Genomic DNA, 23034 nt, shown 5'->3' on the forward strand with positions numbered 1-23034 from the left:
CCGGATCATCCCGCGGGATTTCCGGAGGCGCGCACAGCGATGACGAGTCCATCTCAGGCCGCAGCCACAGGAACCGACCCCACCCCGGCCGTTCCTGACATTCCGTCGGGTCCGCTCGGGCCGGGTCCGCTCGGCAAGGACGCCGAGCAGCTCGCGGGCCGGTCCCCCGGGCAGCTGGCCTGGCGCCGGTTCCGGCGCGACCGTACCGGCGTGATCTCCGCGTACGTCGTGCTGTTCTTCTTCCTGGTGGCGGCCCTGGCGCCGGTGATCGGCTGGCTGTACGGCAAGGACCCGTACACGACCTACGGCCTGGACCGGCCCGAGCTGCTCGATCCGGTCAGCGGTTATCCGGTGAAGCCGAACGGCGGTATCGACGGGGAGTTCTGGTTCGGCATCGAGCCCCGGCTCGGACGCGACGTCCTGATGCAGCTCGTGTACGGAATCCGTACCTCGTTGCTGATCGGGCTGGCCGCGACAGTCCTGTCGACGCTCACCGGAATCATCATCGGCGTGACGGCCGGCTACCTGGGCGGGCGTACGGACTACTTCCTGGGCCGCTTCATCGACCTGCTGCTGTCCTTCCCGCAGCAGCTCTTCTTCGTCGCGTTCATGCCGGTGGTCACGGCACTGTTCGTCAGCCCGCAGAAGGAGACCCCGACCTATTTCCGGGTCACGGCGCTGGTCATGGTGCTGTGGCTGCTGGGCTGGATGACACTGGCCCGGCTGCTGCGGTCCCAGGTCCTCAGCCTGCGGGAACGGGAGTTCATCGAGGCCGCCAAGGTCACCGGCGCACCGCCGTGGCGGATCATCCGCAAGGAGCTGCTGCCCAACCTGACCACGCCGATCCTCGTGCAGTCCACGCTGATGCTGCCGAACTTCGTGACGCTGGAGGCCGGCCTGTCCTTTCTCGGTGTCGGCCTGGTGGAGCCGACGCCGGACTGGGGCCGGATGTTCGCCAACGGCGCCGAGTTCTACGAGGGCGACATCACGTACATGTTCTTCCCCGGCATCGCCATGGTGATCTTCGTGGTCGCCTTCAACCTGCTCGGGGACTCGGTCCGGGACGCCATCGACCCGAAAACCAGACGCTGACGCAGGGCGCAAGACGCAAGACCAGAAGTGTTCCGTCCGACGAGGCAGGTGCATTGACAACCATGACGTCCACCAGGTCCCCCATTCGGCGCAGAGTCCGTCTTTCGGTGAGCACGGTCGCGGCGGGCGCGCTCGTGCTCTCCGCGTGCAGCAGTGGCAGCGGTGGCGAGGGCAAGGAGAAACAGGCCAAGGAGCCGGAGCTCCAGCAGCAGAGCATCTCCATCGGTACGGCGGCCGACTCGGCCGGCCCCGCGCCCGAGCTGCCCGGCGCCAAGCCGGGCGGCACGGTCAGCGTGCTGCAGCGGGACGCCTTCGAGCACCTCGACCCCGGCCAGATCTATGTCAGCGACGAGCTGATCATGCAGACGCTCTACAACCGCACGCTGACGACGTACAAGATCGACGACAGGACCGGCAGGGTGACGCTGGTCGGCGACCTCGCCACGGACACGGGTAAGCCGTCCGACGGCGGCAGGACCTGGACGTACACCCTCAAGGACGGGCTGAAGTTCGAGGACGGCACCCCGATCACCTCGAAGGACGTCCGGCACGGCATCGAGCGGCTGTACGCGAAGTACCAGACCAACGGCCCGACCTATCTCCAGCAGTGGCTGTCCGGAGCCGGCCAGGAGTACCGCAAGGCGCTGCCCGACGGCCCGTACGGCGGAAAGCACCTGCCGGACAGCGTGCTCGCGACGCCGGACGACAGAACGATCGTGCTGAAGTTCGGCCAGCCGCGCGCCGAGGTGCCGTTCGCGGTCGCCATGCCGAACATCGCGGCCGTACCGGCGGCCAAGGACACCAAGGAGAAGTACGACAAGGCGCCGGTCGCCTCCGGGCCGTACAAGGTGCGGAACTTCAAGCCGGGCAAGAGCATCGAGTTCGTCAGGAACGAGAACTGGGACCCGAAGACGGACGCCGTCCGCCATCAGTACGTCGACAGGTTCCAGGTGTCCTTCGGCCACCAGTGGGTCGACTCGACCCGCCGGCTGCTGGCCGACCAGGGCGCCGACAAGACCGGCATGACGTGGACCAACGCCGTCGACCCGTCGCAGATCTCGACGGTCCTGGCGAACAGGGCCGCCACGCCGCGCACCTTCACCAGGACGCAGCCGTACGTCGACGTCGTCAGCATCAACATGGACCGGATCAAGGACAAGCGGGTCCGCGAGGCCCTGGCCTGGGCCTGGCCGTCCGGGCAGGTGCTCCAGCAGTACGGCGGCCCGAAGGCCGGCGAGGTCGCCGGATCGCTCGTCGGCCCGACGCTCAAGGGCTACCAGGACTTCGACCCGTTCGGGAAGAAGAAGTACCCGGCGGGCAACCCGGCGAAGGCCAGGGCGCTGCTGAAGGAGGCGGGCGCGGAGGGCAGGACGATCGTCTACGCGTACGCCAACACCGGGCCCGCGCAGAACGCCGCGGTGGTCGTGGAGCGGGCGCTGGAGAAGGCCGGCTTCCAGGTGGAGAAGAAGGAGGTCGACTCCTCCACCTACTACACGCAGATCGGCAAGGTGAAGAACACGTTCGACGCCTACCGCTCCTCGTGGGGTGCCGACTGGCCGTCCGCGTCCACGGTCGTGCCGCCGCTGTACGACGGCAAGAACGTCTACGACGACTCGGCGAACTACTCCCACCTCAATTCGAAACCGGTCAACGACGAGATCGCGCGGATCGAGAAGATCGGGGACATCGACGAGGCCGGCGACGAGTGGATGAAGGTCTCCCAGAAGATCCTCACGGACGAGGTGCCGCAGGTGCCGCTGTTCTTCAACCGGCTGTACACGCTCTGGGGCTCGGGCATCGGCGGGGTGAAGTGGCACGAGCCGTACGGCGCGGTGGACCCGACCGCGGTCTTCGTGAAGTAACCGCCCGGAAGAACGCTGACCCATGCTGAGACTCCCATGCTGAGATTCCTCGCCCGCCGAACCCTCGGCGCCCTCGTCATCCTGCTGGTGATCAGCGCGGTCACCTTCTTCCTCTTCTTCGCACTGCCCGCCGAACCCGCCCGGCTCGCCTGCGGGAAGAACTGCGATCCGGCGGCGCTCGAGATCATCAACAAGAACCTCGGTCTCGACCGGCCGGTTCCGGTGCAGTACGGGGACTTCATGGTGGGGATCTTCGCCGGGCGCGACTTCGCCGTCGGGCACTGCGACGCGCCCTGCTTCGGCTACTCCTTCGTCAGCCAGGAGCCGGTCTGGGGCACGATCGTCGACCGGTTCCCGACCACCCTCTCGCTCGCGCTCGGCGGTGCGGCCGTCTTCCTGACCGTCGGCGTCGGCATCGGCCTGCTCGCGGCCGCGCGGCGCGGCACCTGGCTCGACAAGGTCTTCAGCTCGCTGTCGCTGCTCGGATCGTCGATGCAGATCTACTTCGTCGGCGTGCTGTGCCTCGCCCTGTTCGTCAGCAACCTCGGGGTCATGGAGCAGCCCGCGTACCACTCCTTCACCGAGAATCCGGGCAAGTGGTTCGCCGGGATGCTGCTGCCCTGGCTCGTCCTGTCCATGATCTTCGTCGCCAACTATAGCCGGATGACCCGCTCCCTGATGGTCGAACAGCTCCAGGAGGAACATGTCCGGGCCGCCCGGGCCAAGGGCATGTCCGGCCGTACGGTCTTCTTCCGCTACGCGATGCGCGGCGCGGTCGCCCCGATCATCACCATCTTCGGGATGGATCTGGGCTCGCTGTTCGGCGGCGCGATGATCACGGAGTACACCTTCACGCTGCACGGCGTGGGGCGCCTCGCCGTCGAGTCCGTACAGCTCACCGACCTGCCGATGCTGATGGGCGTGATGCTGATCAGCGCCACGACCATCGTCTTCTTCAACATCGTCGTGGACGCCGTGTACGCCACGCTCGACCCGCGGGTACGACTGGCCTAGGCCGAGGGGAACAACAGCGTGACCATCCTGACCAAGACGGAGAGCACCCCGCCCGCCCCGGCCGACCGCGCCTTCCTCTCCGTACGCGATCTGTACGTCCACTTCTCGACCGAGGACGGCACGGTCAAGGCCGTCGACGGGCTCTCCTTCGACGTGGAACGCGGCCGCACGCTCGGCATCGTCGGGGAGTCGGGCTCCGGGAAGTCCGTGACCAGCCTGTCCGTACTGGGCCTGCACGACCCGCGGAGCACCCGGACCCGGGGCGAGATCATCCTGGACGGCCAGGAGATGACCGGGGCGGACGAGCGGACGCTCGGGCGGCTGCGCGGCAACAAGGCCGCCATGATCTTCCAGGACGCGCTGACGGCGCTCTCGCCGTACTACACGATCGGCCGGCAGATCTCGGAGCCGTACCGCAAGCACACCGGCGCCTCGAAGCGGGAGGCCTGGTCGCGGGCGGTGGAGATGCTGGAGAAGGTCGGCATTCCGCAGCCGAGACTGCGGGCGCACGACTATCCGCACCAGTTCAGCGGGGGCATGCGGCAGCGCGCGATGATCGCGATGGCGCTGGTCTGCAACCCGGAGCTGCTGATCGCGGACGAGCCGACGACCGCGCTCGACGTCACCGTGCAGGCACAGATCCTCGACCTGCTCAAGGACCTCCAGCAGGAGTACGGCTCGGCGATCATCCTCATCACCCACGACCTGGGCGTCGTCGCCGACACGGCGGACGACCTGCTGGTGATGTACGCGGGCCGGGCGGTCGAGCGCGGTGCGGTACGGGAGGTGCTGAGCGCGCCCCGGCACCCGTACACCTGGGGCCTGCTGAGCTCCATGCCGCGCCTGACCTCGGACGTGGACACGCCACTGGCACCGATCCCGGGCGCGCCGCCGAGCCTGCTGGCACCGCCGCCCGGCTGTCCGTTCCATCCGCGCTGCGGATTCGTGGCGGAGGCCGGCGGTACGCGGTGCACGGACGAGCGCCCGGAGCTCCCTTCTGCCGGGCGGGGCGCGGCCTGTCACCTCACCGCCGAGCAGAAGCGGTCCCTTTTCACCGAGCAGATCAAGCCCAGGCTGGGCCAGGGAGAGTGAGACCCATGACCAACGACGTCACGCTCCCCACGCCGCGCGACGACGCCCCTCCGGCACCGGGGGAGATCCTGCTCCGGGCCGAGTCGCTCAGGAAGCACTTCCCGATCCTGGCGGGCTTCCCGTTCAAACGGCGGGTGGGTGCGGTGCAGGCGGTCGACGGAGTCGACCTGACCGTGCGGGCGGGCGAGAGCTTCGGCCTGGTCGGGGAGTCGGGGTGCGGCAAGTCGACGACGGGGCGGCTGCTGACCCGTCTGCTGGAGCCGACCTCGGGCCGGATCGTCTACCGGGGCCGGGACATCACCCACGCGACGCGCAAGCAGCTCGCGCCCATCCGCTCCGAGATCCAGATGATCTTCCAGGACCCGTACGCGTCGCTCAATCCGCGGCAGACGGTCGGCGCGATCATCGCGGGCCCGATGGAGATCAACGGCATCAGCCCGCCGGGCGGCCACGAGAGGCGCGTCCGCGAGCTCCTCGACATCGTCGGCCTCAACCCGGAGCACTTCAACCGCTTCCCGCACGAGTTCTCCGGCGGCCAGCGCCAACGGATCGGCGTCGCACGCGCGTTGGCGCTCCAGCCGAGGCTGATCGTGGCGGACGAGCCGGTCTCGGCGCTCGATGTCTCGATCCAGGCGCAGGTGGTCAACCTCCTCCAGCAGCTCCAGCGGGAGCTGGGCATCGCGTTCCTGTTCATCGCCCACGACCTGGCGGTGGTCCGGCACTTCTCGCAGCGGGTCGCGGTGATGTACCTCGGCAAGGTGGTGGAGGTGGGCGACCGCGCGTCGATCTACACCCGCCCCCGCCATCCGTACACGCACGCTTTGCTCTCGGCAGTCCCGGAGGCCACGGTGGGCGGGGAAGCGGATTCCGAGCCGCGCGAGCGCATCCGCCTGGCGGGAGACGTACCGTCGCCGGTCCACCCGCCGTCGGGCTGCCGCTTCCGCACGCGCTGCTGGAAGGCGCAGGAGAAGTGCGCGGCGGAGGAACCGCCGCTGGTACGGATCGGGGGCAACGCTGAGGGCCACCTGACGGCGTGCCACTTCCCGGAGGACCCGACGACGGCGGCGCGGGGCCAGGACGTGATCAGCACGACGGTACCGAACTGACCTCGCCCAGGACCCCGGGGCAACGGCCCGGTTTCAGGGCCCGATCTCGAACTCAGGCGGCTCCAGGCTCTTCAGGCATTCGGTCTTCGGCGCGGCCGGGGTGTCGAAGAACGAGACGGCGATCTCCTGGGCGCACTCCGACGTGGCGAACACCACATGCGGCTCGTAGGGGACCGTGACGACCTTGGCCTTGCTCAGCGTACGGGCGACGTACGGCCCGTTGTCCGCCCCGGTCTGGGCGTCGAAGCTGCCCGACAGGGCGAGGGTGGGGATGTCGCCGCGCGTGACGTCCCGGATCGAGGGCGCCGCCGCGGGCACGTTCCAGACGTCGCAGTCCGGGCGGAGGAAGGTGAGCTGCGGAGCCTGGGCCTGCACCGAGCGGGGGAACGACGGGAACGCTTCCTGTCCGCCCTTGAGCGCCTCCTCCTGGCTCTCGTACGGCGTCCACTCGCTGCAGAAGACGCCGTAGACGAGACCGTGCGCAACCCTTCCCATGGCCTGGGGACTGAGCTTGCCGCCCGCCCACTGCTGGGCGATCCGCTGCGGCTTGCCGTTCGCCAGCTCGTCGAGGGCGATGGGTACCTGGGGCGCCACGTGGGTGGCGGAGGTCATCCAGTTCACCAGGGCTCCGCCGTCCAGTACGACCTTCACCGGCTTGTCGTTGCCGGGGAGCCTGACGGTGGTGGTGACTGGCTTGGCCTCCAGGTCGCGGACGAGCTTCTCGAAGGTGGCCGACAGGTTCGGGTAGCGCTTGTTGCACGCCGGCTGGTCCGCGCAGGCCTTGAACAGGCCGTCGAAGCCCTGCCGGGCGCTGCTCCAGGTCATGGCTGACCCGGCTCTGGACGGCGGCAGTATGCCGTCGAGGCCCACCGAGCGGAGCCCCTCGGGGTGCAGGCGCATGTAGACCAGCGCCAGGTGGGTGCCGTACGAGATGGCGTACAGGTTCCACTGCTTGATGCCGAGCGCGGTGCGCAGGTCGTTGTAATCGGCCGCGCTCTCGGTGTCGTTGTAGGCACTGAGGTCGATCCCGCGGGCCGCCAGCCGGTCGTGGCAGGCCTTCGTGGCCTCGACGTGCAGGCGCTCGGTGGACGGCGCGTCGTAGACGAGGCCGACCGCGCGTGCGTTGAACTCGTCGATATTGGGGCAGAGGACGTTCGGCTCGGCCGAGTACGTACCGCGCTGGGACATGAGGATCACGTCGCGGTCGCGGTTCAGGCCGCCGTCGATCGCCATCTTCGCCTCCCCGACCGCGTCGTCCCCGGGTCCGCCCGCGAGCCACACGATGGGGTCGGGTTTCGGTGTGTCGGCCGCGGCGGGCACGATCGCGACACTGAGTCTGATCGTTTTGCTGCTTGGCTTGGCGCGGTTCTCAGGCACGGTGAGCGTTCCGCAGCGGGCCCCTTTGAGCTCGGCGATCGGTTCCGGCGTCTTCGGGCACGGGCCCGGCTCGTAGCGGGCGTCGCCCACCGTCCGGGCGGTCGTGCCGATCGGCGCTCCTGGGCTGGGGCTGGTGTCGGTGCGGGACTGCGCCTGGGCGGGCGCTGTGAGCAGGCCGGTGACGAGGAGACCGGTCGCCATGGCGGCTGACGAGGGCAGGAGTCGTCGTGCGGTGCGCCGACGACGGGGCGCTTGGTGGAGTGTCATCTGCCCTCCCGGTCATTTCGGAATGATCGTGAACGGTTCGGGCTCGAGATCGTCCACGCAACTGGTGTCGGGCGCGGTCGGGCGAGCGAGGAACGAGGCCAGCACGCGTTGCGCGCAAGGCGACTGCGGGACCACCCAGTGGCCGATTCCGGGGACCTGCACGGAGGTCGAGTTGGACAGGTTGCGGGCCACGCCCTTCGCCCAACTCGCCCCGGTCTTCACGTCGAACGTGCCGGAGATGACGAGCGCCGGCACCGAGCTGACCGTGGCCACTCGCTGGACCTTCGCACGGTCCGGAACGTTCCAGATCCCGCACACCGGGTACTGGAAGGGCAGCTGCGGCGGCTGGGCCAGGACCGTGTCCGGCCACCCGGGGAAGGCCTTCTGCCCGGCCTTCAGCACGTCGGATTCCGAGTACCCCGGAGCCCATTCACTGCACGCGATCGAGTTCGTCAGGCCGTGCGCGAACTCGCCGACCTTCTGGACCGAGCCGGCCGCACGGGCCTGCGCGAAGCGCTCCGGGTTCCCCTTGCTGAGTTCCTCGAGCGCTGCGGGCATGTCCTTGGGTCGGGGAGTGAAGGCGACGATCAGATTCAGCAGCGCGCCCCCGTCGAGGACGGTCTTGACCGGCTTCCCTCCGTCCTGCGGCGTGACGTTCAGCGTCAGGGGCTGTGCCTCCAGCTTGCGCACCTGGTCCGTCAGCAGTTGGGGCAGGTCCGGGTACCGGTCCTTGCAGGCGGGCTGCGCCGCGCACGCCTCGAAGATGTTGTGGATTCCCTCAGCGGCGCTGCTCCATCCCCACGGCAGGACCGCGCTCTGGGGAGGTGTGATCGAGTCGATCGCCACCGCGCGGATTCCCTCGGGGTGCAGGCGCAGGTACGTGAGCGCCAGGTCGCTGCCGTAGGAGTACCCGTAGACGTTCCACTGGGGGATGTTCAGCGCCTTGCGCAGGTCGGCGAAGTCCGCGGCGTTCTCGGTGCTGTTGTAGGCACTCAGGTCGACGCCGTCGGCCGTCAGACGGTCCCGGCACTCCTTCACCGCCTTCAGCATGAGCTGTTCCGCCCGCTTTGCGTCGTAGCCCAGGCCCACGGCCTGCGCGTTGAACCGGTCGATCTCCGGGCAGGCGAGCTTCGGCTGGTCGTAGAGGTTCCCGCGCTGGGCCATGATGATCAGTTCGCGGTCCTTGTTCAGGCCGGAGTCGATGAGGAACGGAATGTCGTCGAACGTGTCGGCACCGGGGCCGCCCGCCATGAACACCACCGGGTCCTGTGCGGGCTTCGCAGGGGTGCCAGCCGGAATGACCGCCACGGCCAGCTTGATGGTCCGGCCACCGGGGCGGGAGCGGTTCTCGGGGACCTCGAGGAAGCCGCACCGTGCGTCGCTCAGCGCTTCGATGGGCTCGGGCGGCTTCGGACAGGGGCCGGGCACGAACTGGGACGGGGCTGCCGGGCTGGGCCCTGCGGACTGGGCGGGTGGTGACGCGGCGCTGCTGGGTGTGGGGCCGATTGCTGCCAGGCAGACCAGAGCGGCCGCGGCAGTCACCGCGGTGATGCTGTGCTTTGGCATGTGACCTCGTTCCTCTGCCGACATCGACAGCGGCCCTGCCGAGGCCAGGCCGCAGCGGTTTGGGCGGAACGCGCCTTTTCGACGCTACCGGGTGGCGCGTTCGCGCGCATGCGGAGCGGTCGCAACCCGTGTTCAAGCCCCCACAAGGCGCATGTCGCCCGTCACCAACGTCCCGGGACAGCACAACTAGGGGCCCAGGCCCGCCGGGCCGAGCTCGAACCACACCCCCTTGCCGTCCCGTCCCCCCACACCGAGCGGCGCCCCCGGCCCGGCGCCCCACCGCCCGTCGGTCAGCACCTCCACCATCCAGAGCCCCCGCCCGCCCTCGCCGTCGGCGTCCATGTCCCGTATGACGGGCGGCTGGGCGTCGCCGTCGTACACGGTGACGCGGATGCGGGCGGTCGCGACGGAGAGCCATAACAGCGAGCCGATGCCCTTGGCGTGCACGCAGGCGTTGGTGACGAGCTCGGAGGTGCAGATCGTCGCGGCGTCGATGAGGGCGTCGAGCTGCTGGGAGCGAAGGACGGAAGCCACGAAGTCACGGGCTATGCGGGGCGAGGTCTCGAGCGGCGGACAGAAGAGGGTGTACGAATGCGGAACGCCGAGCCCGTCGGGTGGCCAGGTTTCGGGCATGGGGTATCAACTCCGTGGGGGGTGTGGGTCGTTGCGACCGGCCGGTGGCGATGCCCGCCGCGTCCGGACAGACGGGTGCTCTTCCAACTGCCGCAACCGTGTGCGTTCGTTGCACTACAGAAGGTAGGGCGCAAGGTTGCGGTGGCGCAACCTTGTGGCGGATATTCACCCTCGCCGGGGACCCGTGCCATGCTTGGCGCACAGCCGCTCAGGTGTCGCTACGGGAAGGGACGCATGCCGCCGAGAAGCAACCCCACCGCCCGGCAGGAACGCCTGGGCGCCGAGCTGCGCAAGATGCGCGAGCGCGCGAACGTCACGGCGCGCAGCGCCGCCGCCCTGCTGGGCTCGAATCCCATGCAGATGAGCCACGTGGAGGCGGGTCGCAGCGGCATCAGCGAGGACCGCATCCGCCGCCTCGCGGCCCACTGCGCCTGCGACGACACGGCGTTCATCGACGCACTGGTCGCCATGGCCGGTGAACGCGGCAAGGGATGGTGGGAGGAGTACCGGGGCGCGGTCGCACCCGCGGCACTCGACTTGGCCGAGCTGGAGCAGCACGCGACACACATCCGCACGCTCCAAGTCGTGCACGTCCCGGGCCTGTTCCAGACCGAGGACCACATGCGGGCCGCTTTCCGGTACGTCTCACCGGACTGGCCTCAGCCGGACGTCGACGCACACGTCGCGTTCCGCATGCGCCGCCAGCAGATCATTTCCCGAGAGTCCGCCACCCAGTTCGAGGCAGTCATCCATGAAGCGGCTCTCCGCTTCCACGTGGGCGGCCGCAAGGCGATTCGCGCCCAACTCGACCGCATCCTGGACCTGTCCGAGCTGGACCATGTTGCCGTCCAGGTCATTCCGTTCGACTCCGAGGACTTCGCCGGGGCCGGCTACTCGATGCTCTACGTCAGCGGTGCCGTGCCACAGCTCGACACTGTCCAGGTCGATACGGGACACGGTGGCGTCTTCTTCGACGCCGAGGCCCGGCTCAACCAGTACCGAGCTCGATATGACCGGACGAGGCAATCGGCCTTGTCGGAGAGAGCCTCCCGCGACCTCATCAACCGCATCAATCAGGAACTCTGAAGGGGCCCAGCGTGTCGTCATCACTCCGGTGGCAGAAGTCCTCATTCTCAGGCGGCGGTTCCGGCGACGACTGCGTGGAACTCGCCGCAACTCCGGCCGGCATCCACCTCCGCGAGAGCGACCGCCCGGCCTCTGTTCTCACCACTCCTTCCGTACGCGCCCTCATAGGCGCCATCAAGACCGGCAGGTTCGCCCAGTCAGCCGCCCCCCGTTCCTCATCGACCCAATGGCAGAAGTCCTCGTTCTCCGGAACGGGCGACGACAACAACTGCGTGGAACTGGGCGCATCCCGGACCGGGGTCCACCTCCGCGAGAGCGAGGCGCCGGGCACGGCCCTCACGACCACACCCCGCGCGGTGCGCGCGCTGATAGCCGCGATCAAGGCCGGCGCACCGCCCAGGACCTCGGCCTGACGAAAACTCCCGGCCGGAGAGTCCCCGCCCTCTACCCGACAGTCCGACCAGTCGGTACGTTGCATGCCAGCCAAGCAGCGCTGAGGCGACGATGGAGGGACCCCATGACCGAGCCCGTGCCGCAGATCGAAGGCCACTGTGACGAACGGTTCGCCGCGGTGCGCGCCGCCTTCGAGGCGAACTTCCGCGACCGTGACGAGCTAGGGGCGGCCGTGTCCGTACAGCTCGGCGGCGAGACCGTGGTCGACCTGTGGGGCGGCTGGGCCGACGCCGCGCGCAGCCGGGCGTGGGAGCGGGAGACCCTGGTCAACGTGTGGTCGACGACCAAGGGATCCACCGCACTCTGCGCGCACATCCTCGCCGACCGCGGGCTGCTCGACCTGGACGCGCCGGTGGCCACGTACTGGCCGGAGTTCGGGGCCGCCGGCAAGGACGCGCTCCCCGTACGCCATCTCCTCTCCCACCGCGCGGGCCTGGCCGGACTGCGCGAGACGCACACCCTCTCCGACCTCTACGACTGGGAGCTGACCACCGCGCGCCTCGCGGCAACCGAGCCGTGGTGGGAGCCGGGCACGCAGTCCGGCTACCACGCCATGACGTACGGCTTCCTGGTGGGCGAGGTGATCCGGCGCGTCACGGGTCTGCTGCCGGGCGAGTTCCTGCACCAGGAGGTGACCGGCCCGCTCGGGATCGACTTCACGATCGGGCTGCCGGAGAAGGAGGCCGGCCGCGCGGCCGAGCTCGTACACCCGCGCGCCGCGGAGGCGAGCGAACAGGCGGCGGTTTTCGCCCAGTTGCTGCCGGTCGCCCTGTCCGCCCTGGCCAACCCGCTCGTCGGCGCGACCGACGCCAACACCCCGGCGTGGCGTGCGGCCCAGATCCCCGCCGCGAACGGCCACGGCACGGCCCGGGCGGTCGCCGCGCTGTACGGCATCTTGGCCCAGCGGGGCCGCGCGGGCGACCACCGCGTCCTCTCGGTCGAGGCCGCGGAACGCGCCCGCGAGGGCCAGGGCGCGTGCCGGGACCTGGTCCTGGGCGCGGGCTTCGCCCACGACACGGAGGTCGCCCTGGGCCTCTGGCTGAGCGGCCCGAACGCGTCGTACGGCCCCAACCCCCGCGCGTTCGGCCACGACGGCTTCGGCGGCTCCTGCGGCCTGGCGGACCCGGAGACGGGCCTCAGCCTGGGCTACGTGATGAACCGCATGGGCCCCCACATCGCGAACGACCCCCGCAAGATGACCCTGATCGACGCGGCGTACAGCGCGCTGTAGCCGCAGCACGTACGGGGGAACTATGCCCCTTGCGCGGCGTCAGCGACTCTCGATGGTGAGTGTCTGCCCGGCCTTCAGATCCTCCACCTGGGCACCCACCAAAAGAACCTTGGCGGCATGGGGTGGATCCAGGATCTCCACTCGTCTGCCGTATCTATCTACCCATGACATGTGCAGCGACTCTGAAACACCTTCTATCGTAGGGCCCTCCTGGACCGTGAACCGCTGCCCCGGTCGAGCAATTCCTGCAATGCACCTGACTATGCAGACGGCATCTCTGGCCGATCGGCGTTCGATCGATTCGATCTGCAGTTTCGCTACCGCGTCACTCATAGCGGTAGGCCTCCTTGATGAATTGGGTGATCTGCTCGGGAGAGAGTTTTGGAATCTCATTGAGGAGTGGACTAATGTCGGCAAACGCAATGCGTCTCGGTATATGAATCCCCATCCCCTGCAGAATGTCGCGTGCTACAGATGCGGGGATTTGAGCGCTTGCCCTTTTCGTCAATTCTGATGCGGGGATTTCTAGCCCGACCTCGGCTTCCGCGCGTATATAGCCGTTGAAGGACGGAACATCGCCGAGAGCACTGCGGGGGAACAGCTGCACGATTGCATCACCAAACGGCTCTGAATGTGTTGCAAAGACGGTCGCCACGCCCGGGTCGGTCGATGTAGGGGTAACGCCAACATCTTGGGTTCCTGGGCTCCCATCGTATCCGCGCGTGGTCCCGCGAAATAGGTGCTCCTCTTCTGGGCAGGGCGCGAGCCCGAGGGGATCGGCCCAGGTGTGGGGGTTGACTACATAGGTGGTGGGGTTGGGCGCCGGCACGAGGCCCAGGGGATCTGGAGAGATGTAGCGCCCAGTCTCAGGGTCATAGTGCCGGTAGAAATTATAGTGGAGACCGGTTTCAGGGTCGAAGTATTGGCCAGGGAAGCGAAGAGGGGTGTATGTGGTACTTGTCGCCGCCCAAGCCGTAGCACCCCAGGTGGCGGCCCGGGTGCGCCAGGCGATTTCGCCATGCTCGTCTATAAGTTCGGTCGGAGTACCGACCAGATCAGTGATAATGGCGAAGAAGCGGCGATCGACTTCCTGCGGTGACGCATCAGCTGCTGCAATTTGTTCGGCCTGAGCAAGGGGGTGCAGGCCGTCGTGGTCCCAAGTGAGAATGATCGGATGCGGAAGGTCAGCGGAGCGCGTGATTTGTTCACAAAGGTTGGCGCCGTCCCAAGTGAAGTCGACTTGCTCCATAATTGTTGCGCCGTCGGGCGCCAGGCGCTGCTTGGAAATCCGGCGACCGAGGGGGTCGTAGGCGTAGCGCCAGACCATACCGTCCGGGGTCGTGACAGAGGTGAGGCGGTCCTCTGCATCCCATGTATATAGCCAGGTGTCCGGCTTACGCGAGAGTCGCATCTTCTGACGCAGGATGATCCGGCCCTGGGCATCGTGTTCGTACCGAATGGTGCCTGCGCGTGTGATACGGGTGCCGGAGTAAGTCCGGGGGCCGATGGCCTCCTGACCGGGGTGCGAAGCAGGCCAGGAAGCGACGCTCTGGTTACCTGCCTCGTCGTAGGCGTAACGCTCGGTCCAGCCAGTGGCGTGCACCGCCGTGACCCGGCCTGCCACGTCTAGATCAAAGCGGCGGCCCCCAGAGAGTTGGTCGTCGATACCGGTGAGATTGCCGTCCGCGCCATAGGTGTACGCGCGCTGCTGGATCGCGTGACCGCCGGTTCCTGTAACCAGTTGTTCGGTGAGGCGTCCTGCTGGGTCGAAAGCGTGGGTCAGGGTGATGGTGCCATCGAGTTGGCGGGTCACTTTGCGACCCACCGCGTCGTGCTCGAAGGTGAATGTGTGTCCTGCTGCAGCCAGTTCGATGGTGCGGCCGGCGGCATCGTACGTCCAGTTGGTGACCGATCCGGCGGGGGTCGTCCGGGTGGAGCGCCTACCGATCGAGTCGTAGCGGTTCCTCAGGGCCCGGCCGTTGCTGGTTTCCGAGGTGATTCGACCGAGGCGGTCGCGGGTATAAGACAGCGCCGCGCTCGGACTCACCGCCTGGATCAAACGTCCTTTCCTGTCGTGCTGGTAGCGGGTGACTACTCCTCCCGCGTCCTTGAGGGTGACGTTGCCGAGTTCATCGCGCTGAAAGCGCACGGTCTGGCCCAGGGCATTGGTCCGTGACGTGAGTTGCCCCACCGCATCATGTTCGTATGTGAGAGTTCGCCCGTCGAAGTCCGTCTCGGACACAAGCCGTCCAGCCGCGTCATAGGCGTAGCTCCAGTTCAAGCCCTGCGCGTTCTGGACACGAAGAAGCCGGAGGTCGGTGTCGTGGATGAACTCCTGTCGTGCGCCGTCCGGTCCAGTTCGGGCGGTGAGCATGTCGAAATGGGTGTACTCGAACGTTGTCGTACGGCCCCGTGCGTCGGTGTGGGCGATGCAGTTGCCTTCGCCGTCGTAAGCCCACGACTGCTCCGAGCCGTCCGGACCGATGAGGTGCAGGAGCTGGCCTTCCACCGACCACTTCAGCAACCTCGTGCTGCCAAGCGGATCCGTAATCCGGGCGGGGCGGCCAAGAGCGTCACGCGCATAGCTCGTGACAGATCCCAGTGGGTCAACGATGGTCATGGGAAGGCCGGCTTTGTCACGCGTGATCCTGGTGACGTTGTCATGGGCGTCGATCACTTCGATGAGAAGCCCCGCTTCGTCATATTCGAAGCGTGTCGTTGCCCCCAAAGGATCAGTGGACGACGTGCGATTACCGACTTCGTCGTAGGTGTGGCGCCAGGTCGCTCCGTCAACCCCGAGCACTGTCGTGGGCAACCCGAATGCGTTGTAGTTGGCGGCTGTCCCATAGCCGTCCGGGCGAGTGAGGGAGACGATGTTGCCCGCCTCGTCGTACGTGATCGTGGTTGTGTGCCCCAGCGGGTCCGTGACCGACAGGAGGCGTTCGTAGCGGTCGCGCTCGAAGCGGGTGACCGCGCCCAATGGGTCGATCTCCGCGACCACCTGAAGGGTCTCGTTCACCAGGTAGCGCGTGGTGTGGCCGAGTGAATCCGTGACCGCTGTGACGCGCAGGCCGGTCGCCTCGTCGCGTGCGTCGTAGTCGAAGCTGTTCCGCATGTGGCCCGCCGTGCCCGACTGGTAGACGCAGCGATCCAGCTCGTCATAGACGAAGTCGTAGTGGCTGTCGTTGGTGTCGGTCCACGAGATCATGCGGGCGCGCTCGTCGTAGCCGAACCGCAGCGGCTTCCCTGAGGAGTTGTAGATCTCCGCCAGGTTTCCGTTCTCGTAGCCATAACGGATCAGCTCCGTGTCGGATCCGTCCTCACCGCCACCCACCAGGTGGAGCGCCGTTATTCGGTCCGCTTCCGTCGTGATGCGTAGGTGGTAGCCGCCGTGGTGGACGATGCCCGTCGGGGCGCCTGACTCGTCGTACTCGAAGGTGATCCAGCGGCCGTTCCGGTCGTCGATCTGTTCCAGCAACGCCAATTCGTCACCGTGGTCGGCGAAGTGCCAGACCTGGCCGGTAACCGGGTCACTGACCCGGTAGCCGCCGTCCACCTCGCGGTCCAGCGGCCAGCGTGGACCCTCGAAGGGGAGTGTGGGTACACCAGGGGCGGGGTGCGGGTAGCACAGCAGCAGGCCGTCCTCGCGGACGAAGATGACGCCTTCGGAGTCGATCTCCAGTCGCTGGTCGGCCGTGCTCGCCCAGCTCGGCCCCAGCCATCGTCCCGAGTGGTACGACGACTCGTAGCACCTGGTGAATACCAACGGCAGTGCGCCAGGCAGCGACGCATCGGTCTGCGTGAGCGTCATCCGGCCGGTGGCCGCGTCGACCGGGTCCTTGACCTCGGTCTTCTCCTTCCGGCTGTGGTTGTTCGGGCCATTGGCTTCGGTGTCGCTACGCGGGCCCTTCGGCCCGTCCACCGCGCTCCCGCCCCGGCCCGCTCCTCGCCCCGCGAGCCGCTTCGCGAGGCCCGCGCCCTTCGGGCCTACCGCTTCCGGGAGCATCCGGCCGGCGAACTCCAGCGGGTCCTTCTTGAAGGTCTCCCACGCCTGCGTCAGGGCGCGCTCCGGCTGCGCGGCCGTCGAGACCAGGCCCGACAGCGTCATGCTCGCGTTCTCCATGAACGCGGCCGGGTTCTTGATGTTGTGGAGGTCCATCGGGTTCAGGCCCCGCGCGAAGTTCACCATCCCGCCGGCGCCCTTGACCACGCCGGCGCCGAGGTGGAGGAGTTCCACGCCGGCAGCCGCGTTGAAGTCCTGGAAGGTGTCGACGGCCCGGTCCAGCGGGGGCCGTTCCGCCGGGGCGTGGGTCAGGGCCGCGTCGAGCACCCGCTGCACCGTCTCGGACGCCGTGTTCCGCTGGCGGCGTACCTCCGCCAGGATCTCCTGGGCCCGCTCCTGCATGCTCTCGCCCGGGTCCCGGAAGGCCGCCAGGGGCGGGCCCGGGTCCTTGCCCGCCGCTGCCGCCGCCTCGTAGGCGTCAGCCTTGTCCTCATATGCGGCGACCGCCTTCTGGGAGGCCTCCCGGCCCTGCAGATAGAGGTCGATCGCCTGCTGGGCCTTCTCCTGGGCCCACATCACCGTGTCCGCGTACGCGTCCAGCGCCTGCCCCGCCGCCTCGCACGCGTCCGCCGCGTGCATCCACTTCGCCGGGTGCATCGCGAACTTGTCGCGGAACGCGGTGGCCGCCTCGCCCTTCCAGTGCGAGGAGTCGAGCGCCCTCATCCCCTGGCCGACCCGGTCGAAGGCGCCGAAGAAGTCCTTCAGGTGCTTCGCGCTCTCGCGGATCGCCGTGGGTGAGCCGTGGATCAGTTCGTTGGCCTGCTCGGTCTGGCCGAGCTGCTGCTCACCGACCTCCGCGCCGAGGTTGGTCGCGAGGTAGTCGCCGGCGTCCTCGACGGTGTCGGCGACTCCGTCCGCCCCGACCGCGCGGAGCGCTTCGCCACCCACGTCGGTACCGATGTCGATGCCCGTGCCGACGATCTTCTTTCCGACATCAATGCCGTCCTCGAGCGCTCCCAGGCCCGAGTTGGCCAGGTCCCTCCAGCCCATCAGCCTTCTCCCCCGTCCCCGCCCCGCTGCTGCTGTGCGGCCTGCGCCCGCGCCTCCGGCGACGGGCCGAAGGTCTCGTCGAGCTGCGCGTCGAACTCGTCGCGCATCCCCGTCCCGTCGATGCCCCGCTGGACCGCGTCCAGCGCCCCCACCTCGCTCGTGGCGACGTCGCGGCCGGCGTCTTTCCACCCCCGCGCCGCGTTTGCCAGGGCCTCCCGGGAGGACTCCTGACTGTGGTCGAAGTCGTCCGTGTACATGTTGTCGCCGAACACGTCGCCCCAGGACTTCTTGGTGATCTCGTCCTCGGTCGCGTACGGGTCGCCGATCCCCGCGTTCACCGCAACCTTGAACGCCCCCTGGATGTACGTCTCCTGCTCGTGGAAGACGCCCGCCGAAAGCCCCACCTGCCGCGCGAAGTTGTTGCCCTCCTGCACCAGGCTGCGTACGCCCCACTCCCAGCGCTCGCAGAAGGTCCCGAACTTCGCCGTCAGCCCGGCGCTGCCGGTCTCCATCCCCGTCAGGGCGATGTCGGAGAAGCCCCGGCCCATGCTGGCCTGGCCGATCATCCCCAGTTCCTTCAGTTCCGCGAGGGCCTCCGTCAGACCCTTGGCGATCAGGCCCAGCGCCTCGTTGGTCGCCGCCAGGTCCGGATCCGGCCCGCTCATGCGTCCACCGCCACCGCGTCCGGCACGATCCCGACGACCCGCGGGAAGAGGACGCCGTCCTCGTCGCCCGCGTCCAGGGCCACGCCGCACGGCCCGTCGACCAGAGGCACCATCGCGTCGAGGATCCGCGCGCCGAGGATGCGTTCGTACGTCCACTCCCGCGCGCCCTCGCCCCGGGCTCGGGCGAACGCCGCCAGGTGAGGTTCGTCCGAGAACGCGCAGATCCAGCGGATCCCGCCCCGCTCCGCGGTCCAGAACTCGCCTTCGGCGTCGAGCGGTACCAGTACTGCCGTACGCCTGAACTCCCCCAGCAGCGCCGCGAACTCCCGCCGCGCCCGCTTCTGCGCTTCCATGGGATCCGGGGGAGCCGAAGGTGCTCCCGCCGCCTCCACCACGTCCGCCAGGCGTATGCCGTCCCCGTTCGAAGTCATGACGGAAGGATCACACGCACCCCTTCACCATCGCAACGAAGGTCCGGTCAAGGCGGCTCCCCCAACTCCCCCTCCCCCGGCACCACATGCTTCTCCTCCGCGAAGTGGCACGCCGAGTCGTGGTGCGCCGGGCCCTCCGTCAGGCGGAACTCCGCCGGCACTGCCAGCAGCGGTACCTCCAGCGCGCAGCGCTCCTGGGCCTTCCAGCAGCGCGTACGGAAACGGCAGCCCGACGGGATGTTCGCCGGGGAGGGGACGTCCCCTGCGAGGATGATGCGCTCGCGGTGGTCGCGGGCGGCCGGGTCCGGTACCGGGACCGCCGAGAGAAGCGCCTGCGTGTACGGATGAGTGGGGTGGTCGTAGATCTGCTCGTCCGTGCCGATCTCGATGATGCGGCCGAGGTACATCACGCCCACCCGGTCGGAGATGTGCCGGACGATCGACAGGTCGTGGGCGATGAAGATGTACGAGAGGTCGAACTCCTTCTGCAACTGGTCGAGCAGGTTGATGACCTGGGCCTGGACCGAGACGTCGAGCGCCGACACCGGCTCGTCCGCCACGATGATCTCCGGCCGGAGCGCCAGCCCCCGCGCGATGCCGATGCGCTGCCGCTGGCCGCCGGAGAACTGGTGCGGGTACCGGTTGATGTACTCCGGGTTGAGGCCGACCACGTCCAGCAGCTCCTGGACCTTGCGCCGCCGGTCGCCCTTCGGGGCCACCTCGGGATGGATCTCGTACGGCTCTCCGACGATGTCACCGACCGTCATCCGGGGGTTGAGCGAGGTGTACGGGTCCTGGAACACCATCTGGATGTTCCGCCGGACCGCTCTCAGCGCCCGCCCTGACAGCCTGGTGACGTCCTCGCCCTTGTACCTGATGACGCCCGCCGTCGGCTTCTCCAGGCTGACCAGCATCCTCGCGACTGTCGACTTGCCGCAGCCGGACTCGCCGACGATGCCGAGCGTCTCGCCCCGGCCGAGGTCGAAGTCCACCCCGTCGACCGCCCTGACCGCGCCGACCTGCCTCTTGAACAGGATGCCCTGCGTCAGCGGGAAGTGCTTGACCAGGCCCCGCACTTCGAGAAGCGGCTCCGCAACAGGCCCGGCAGGCTCAGCAGGCCGAGCAGGCTCAGCAAGCCCAGCAGGCTCAGCCATGGAGGCACTCCTTCCAGAAGTGGCACGCGCTGCGGCGCTGTTCCGACACGGCGTACAGCGGCGGCACGTCCGTCCGGCACACGTCCTGCGCCATCGGGCAGCGCGGATGGAAGGCGCAGCCGGGCGGGATGTTCATCAGGTTCGGCGGCAGGCCCTTGATCGCGTACAGCTCCTGGCCCTTCTGGTCCAGGCGCGGGATGGATTCGAGCAGTCCGCGGGTGTACGGGTGGGCCGGCGCCCGGTAGATCTCGTGCACCGGGGCGGTCTCCACGATCCGGCCCGCGTACATCACCGCGATCGTGTCGGCGACGTCCGCGACGACACCCAGGTCGTGGGTGATGAGGATCAGGCCCATGCGCAGTTCGCGCCGGAGTTCCGCCAGGAGGTCCATGACCTGCGCCTGGACAGTGACGTCCAGGGCCGTCGTGGGCTCGTCCGCGATGATCAGGTCGGGCTCCAGGGCCAGTGCCATCGCGATCATGATGCGCTGGCGCATACCGCCGGAGAACTGGTGCGGATAGTCCCCCACCCGTTCCTTCGCCGCCGGGATGCGCACCCGTTCCATCAGCTCGATCGCCCTGCCCCGGGCGTCCTTGCGGGACAGGCCCCGATGGACGGTGAACATCTCGCCGAGCTGCGCGCCGACACTCAGCACCGGGTTCAGCGACGACAGCGCGTCCTGGAAGATCATCGCCATCCCGGCGCCGCGCACGGCCCGCCGCTCGTCCTCCCGGAGCTTCAGCAGGTCACGGCCCTGGAAGAGGATCTCGCCGCCCGTGATCCGGCCGGGCGGCATGTCGAGGATGCCCATGACCGCCTGCGCGGTGACGGACTTGCCGGAGCCGGACTCGCCGAGCACCGCGAGCGTCTCGCCCTCGCGTACCGAGCAGTTGACTCCGTTGACGGCCTTGGCGATCCCGTCGCGGGTGCGGAACTCCACGTGCAGGTCGCGCACTTCGAGCAGTGCGCCGCCCTCAGGTGCGCCGCCTGCCCGGACCTCCTTCTCGCCGTTCACCGCGCTCACCGGGACCTCACCTCAGCTTCGGGTCGAGGGCGTCGCGCACCGCGTCGCCGAGCATGATGAACGCGAGGACGGTGACCGCGAGCGCGCCCGCGGGCCAGAGCAGCATGTGCGGGGCGTTGCGGATGTACGCCGAGGCCGAGGAGATGTCGATGCCCCAGGAGACGGCCGGCGGTTTCAGCCCGACGCCGAGGTACGACAGGGTGGCCTCCAGCGCGATGTACGTACCGAGGGCGATGGTCGCGACGACGATCACCGGGGCCACCGCGTTCGGCGCGATGTGCCGTAGCAGCATCCGGGAGTTGCCGGCACCCAGCGCCCGCGCCGCCTGGACGTAGTCGTTCTGTTTGGCAGTGATGACCGAGCCGCGGGCGATACGGGCGATCTGCGGCCAGCCGAGCAGCACGATGAAGCCGATGACCGGCCAGACGGTGGTGCTGGTGATGACGGAGAGGAAGACCAGTCCGCCGAGGACCACCGGGATGCCGAAGAAGACGTCGGTGATGCGGGACAGTACGGAGTCCCACCAGCCGCCGAAGAATCCGGCCAGCCCGCCGAGGACGCTGCCGAGCAGCGCGACGCCGAGGGTGGCGCAGACGCCCACGGTCACGGAGGTCCGGGCGCCGTAGACGGTACGCGTGTACACGTCGCAGCCCTGGCCGTTGAAGCCGAAGGGGTGGCCGGGCTGGGAGCCCTCCTGGGCCTTGGCCAGGTCGCACGAGAGCGGGTTGCCGCTCGCGATCAGTGAGGGCCGGATCGAGATGATCACCAGGAAGACGATGATCAGGCCGGAGATGATGAAGATCGGGTTGCGGCGCAGGTCGCGCCAGGCGTCCGACCAGAGACTGCGCGCCTTCTCCCCCGACCCCGCCGCGCGCGGCCCGCCGTCGGGCGCGGGGCGCTTCTCCAGGGTCTCGGCCTCGGAAGCGGCCAGGTCCATGGCGCCGCCCATGCCGGTGGGGGCGATCGCTCCATCGCTGAACTCGCGAGGCTGCTCAGGCATACCGGATCCTCGGGTCGAGAACGGCGTACAAGAGGTCGACGATCAGGTTGGCCACCAGGAAGACCAGCACGAGCACGGTCACGAAGCCGACCACGGTCTGCGAACTCTGCCGCAGGATGCCCTGGTAGAGCTGGTAGCCGACGCCGTGGATGTTGAAGATCCGCTCGGTGACGATCGCCCCGCCCATCAGGGCGCCCACGTCCGTACCGATGAAGGTGACCACCGGGATGAGTGAGTTGCGCAGCAGATGCCGGCTGATCACCCGGTGTCTGGGGAGTCCCTTGGCGACGGCCGTACGGACGTAGTCGGCGCGGGCGTTCTCGGCGACCGAGGTACGGGTGAGCCGGATGACGTACGCCAGCGACACCGAGGCGAGCACCAGGCCGGGGACGAGCAGTTCGTCGAAGGTGGCCTCGCTGGAGACCGACGGCTTGATGACGCCCCACTTCACCCCGAGCAGCAGTTGCAGCAGCAGGCCGGTGACGAAGGTCGGGATCGAGATGACGACCAGGGTGAGGAGCAGCACGCCGGTGTCGGCCGGGCGGCCGCGCCGCAGGCCCGTCACCACGCCCAGGCAGATGCCGAGGACGATCTCGAAGACGATCGCGACGAGGGTGAGCCGGATGGTGACCGGGAAGGAGTCGGCCATCAGCTCGGTGACCTTCTGGCCGTTGAAGGCGGTGCCGAAGTCGCCGGTGAAGAGGTTGCCCATGTACGTCACGTACTGCTGCCACACCGGCATATCGAGGCCGAACTCCTGGCGGAGCCGGGCCGCCGTCGCGGGGTCGCACTCCCGCTCGCCGCACAGCCCCGCGATGGGGTCGCCCATCACGTTCACCATCAGGAAGATCAGCAGTGTGGTGCCGATGAAGACCGGGATCATCTGCAGCAGCCGCCGGATCACATAGCGTCCCATCGGACCGCCCCC

The 23034-nt window shown here is 68.5% G+C and carries 19 protein-coding genes; 8 read left to right on the plus strand and 11 right to left on the minus strand.

Translation table 11 applies throughout. The annotated features are described in order from the left end of the window. Nucleotides 1–39: 39 nt before the first annotated feature. From ACWV17_RS05130 to ACWV17_RS05150, 5 genes are all read left to right on the plus strand, one after another. Nucleotides 40–1092: an ABC transporter permease gene (locus ACWV17_RS05130; protein ID WP_455358635.1), complete on the plus strand. Its 1053-nt coding sequence runs from the start codon at nucleotides 40–42 to the stop codon at nucleotides 1090–1092. A gap of 62 nt (nucleotides 1093–1154) precedes the next feature. Beyond that, nucleotides 1155–2954 (plus strand): ABC transporter substrate-binding protein, encoded by a 1800-nt coding sequence (locus ACWV17_RS05135; RefSeq protein ID WP_455358636.1) that lies wholly within the window; start codon nucleotides 1155–1157, stop codon nucleotides 2952–2954. A 36-nt stretch (nucleotides 2955–2990) separates the two neighbouring features. Continuing rightward, nucleotides 2991–3968, plus strand: a complete 978-nt coding sequence (locus tag ACWV17_RS05140) for an ABC transporter permease (RefSeq protein ID WP_455358637.1) — start codon at nucleotides 2991–2993, stop codon at nucleotides 3966–3968. An 18-nt stretch (nucleotides 3969–3986) separates the two neighbouring features. Next, on the plus strand, nucleotides 3987–5060 hold the full coding sequence (locus ACWV17_RS05145) for an ABC transporter ATP-binding protein (protein ID WP_455358638.1): 1074 nt from the start codon (nucleotides 3987–3989) through the stop codon (nucleotides 5058–5060). 5 nt (nucleotides 5061–5065) lie between these two features. Further along, the gene (locus tag ACWV17_RS05150; RefSeq protein WP_455358639.1) at nucleotides 5066–6166 is read left to right on the plus strand and encodes an ABC transporter ATP-binding protein; all 1101 of its coding nucleotides are present in this window, start codon (nucleotides 5066–5068) and stop codon (nucleotides 6164–6166) included. A 33-nt stretch (nucleotides 6167–6199) separates the two neighbouring features. On the opposite strand, the gene ACWV17_RS05155 is transcribed toward ACWV17_RS05150, so the two are convergent. The 3 genes from ACWV17_RS05155 to ACWV17_RS05165 all read right to left on the minus strand — a co-directional run bounded on the left by ACWV17_RS05155 (nucleotide 6200) and on the right by ACWV17_RS05165 (nucleotide 10009). After that, entirely contained in the window at nucleotides 6200–7810 is a 1611-nt protein-coding gene (locus ACWV17_RS05155; protein WP_455358640.1) for an alpha/beta fold hydrolase, read from the minus strand. Nucleotides 7811–7822: 12 nt separating this feature from the next. Further along, a complete protein-coding gene (locus ACWV17_RS05160) occupies nucleotides 7823–9376 on the minus strand; it encodes an alpha/beta fold hydrolase (protein ID WP_455358641.1) in 1554 nt (517 codons plus the stop codon). 186 nt (nucleotides 9377–9562) lie between these two features. Further along, nucleotides 9563–10009 (minus strand): ATP-binding protein, encoded by a 447-nt coding sequence (locus ACWV17_RS05165; protein ID WP_455352646.1) that lies wholly within the window; start codon nucleotides 10007–10009, stop codon nucleotides 9563–9565. Nucleotides 10010–10243: 234 nt separating this feature from the next. On the opposite strand from ACWV17_RS05165, the gene ACWV17_RS05170 reads away from it, so the two are divergent. The 3 genes from ACWV17_RS05170 to ACWV17_RS05180 all read left to right on the plus strand — a co-directional run bounded on the left by ACWV17_RS05170 (nucleotide 10244) and on the right by ACWV17_RS05180 (nucleotide 12779). Beyond that, nucleotides 10244–11095 carry a helix-turn-helix domain-containing protein gene (locus ACWV17_RS05170; protein WP_455358642.1) on the plus strand — a complete coding sequence of 284 codons (852 nt, stop codon included), beginning with the start codon at nucleotides 10244–10246 and terminating at the stop codon, nucleotides 11093–11095. Nucleotides 11096–11106: 11 nt separating this feature from the next. After that, nucleotides 11107–11508, plus strand: coding sequence for a DUF397 domain-containing protein (locus ACWV17_RS05175; protein ID WP_455358643.1), 402 nt, complete (start codon nucleotides 11107–11109; stop codon nucleotides 11506–11508). A gap of 104 nt (nucleotides 11509–11612) precedes the next feature. Further along, nucleotides 11613–12779, plus strand: a complete 1167-nt coding sequence (locus ACWV17_RS05180; protein WP_455358644.1) for a serine hydrolase domain-containing protein — start codon at nucleotides 11613–11615, stop codon at nucleotides 12777–12779. A 39-nt stretch (nucleotides 12780–12818) separates the two neighbouring features. Here the strand turns inward: ACWV17_RS05180 and ACWV17_RS05185 are convergent, their stop codons facing one another. The 8 genes from ACWV17_RS05185 to ACWV17_RS05220 form a co-directional block, all read right to left on the minus strand. After that, entirely contained in the window at nucleotides 12819–13112 is a 294-nt protein-coding gene (locus ACWV17_RS05185; protein WP_455358645.1) for a hypothetical protein, read from the minus strand. Beyond that, the gene (locus ACWV17_RS05190) at nucleotides 13105–17832 is read right to left on the minus strand and encodes a putative T7SS-secreted protein (RefSeq protein WP_455358646.1); all 4728 of its coding nucleotides are present in this window, start codon (nucleotides 17830–17832) and stop codon (nucleotides 13105–13107) included. Before ACWV17_RS05190 ends, ACWV17_RS05185 begins: the two co-directional genes overlap by 8 nt. Continuing rightward, on the minus strand, nucleotides 17832–18497 hold the full coding sequence (locus tag ACWV17_RS05195; RefSeq protein ID WP_455358647.1) for a hypothetical protein: 666 nt from the start codon (nucleotides 18495–18497) through the stop codon (nucleotides 17832–17834). The genes ACWV17_RS05190 and ACWV17_RS05195 overlap by 1 nt, the downstream gene beginning before the upstream one ends. Beyond that, the gene (locus ACWV17_RS05200) at nucleotides 18494–18928 is read right to left on the minus strand and encodes an SseB family protein (RefSeq protein WP_455358648.1); all 435 of its coding nucleotides are present in this window, start codon (nucleotides 18926–18928) and stop codon (nucleotides 18494–18496) included. The genes ACWV17_RS05195 and ACWV17_RS05200 overlap by 4 nt, the downstream gene beginning before the upstream one ends. 47 nt (nucleotides 18929–18975) lie before the next feature. Then, nucleotides 18976–20082 carry an ABC transporter ATP-binding protein gene (locus tag ACWV17_RS05205; RefSeq protein ID WP_455358649.1) on the minus strand — a complete coding sequence of 369 codons (1107 nt, stop codon included), beginning with the start codon at nucleotides 20080–20082 and terminating at the stop codon, nucleotides 18976–18978. Then, nucleotides 20075–21046, minus strand: a complete 972-nt coding sequence (locus ACWV17_RS05210; RefSeq protein ID WP_455358743.1) for an ABC transporter ATP-binding protein — start codon at nucleotides 21044–21046, stop codon at nucleotides 20075–20077. Before ACWV17_RS05210 ends, ACWV17_RS05205 begins: the two co-directional genes overlap by 8 nt. Nucleotides 21047–21113: 67 nt before the next feature. Next, nucleotides 21114–22106 carry an ABC transporter permease gene (locus ACWV17_RS05215; RefSeq protein ID WP_455358650.1) on the minus strand — a complete coding sequence of 331 codons (993 nt, stop codon included), beginning with the start codon at nucleotides 22104–22106 and terminating at the stop codon, nucleotides 21114–21116. Beyond that, nucleotides 22099–23022 carry an ABC transporter permease gene (locus tag ACWV17_RS05220; RefSeq protein ID WP_455352657.1) on the minus strand — a complete coding sequence of 308 codons (924 nt, stop codon included), beginning with the start codon at nucleotides 23020–23022 and terminating at the stop codon, nucleotides 22099–22101. Before ACWV17_RS05220 ends, ACWV17_RS05215 begins: the two co-directional genes overlap by 8 nt. Nucleotides 23023–23034 lie beyond the last annotated feature (12 nt).

It is taken from the genome of Streptomyces mabaensis, from assembly GCF_053763515.1.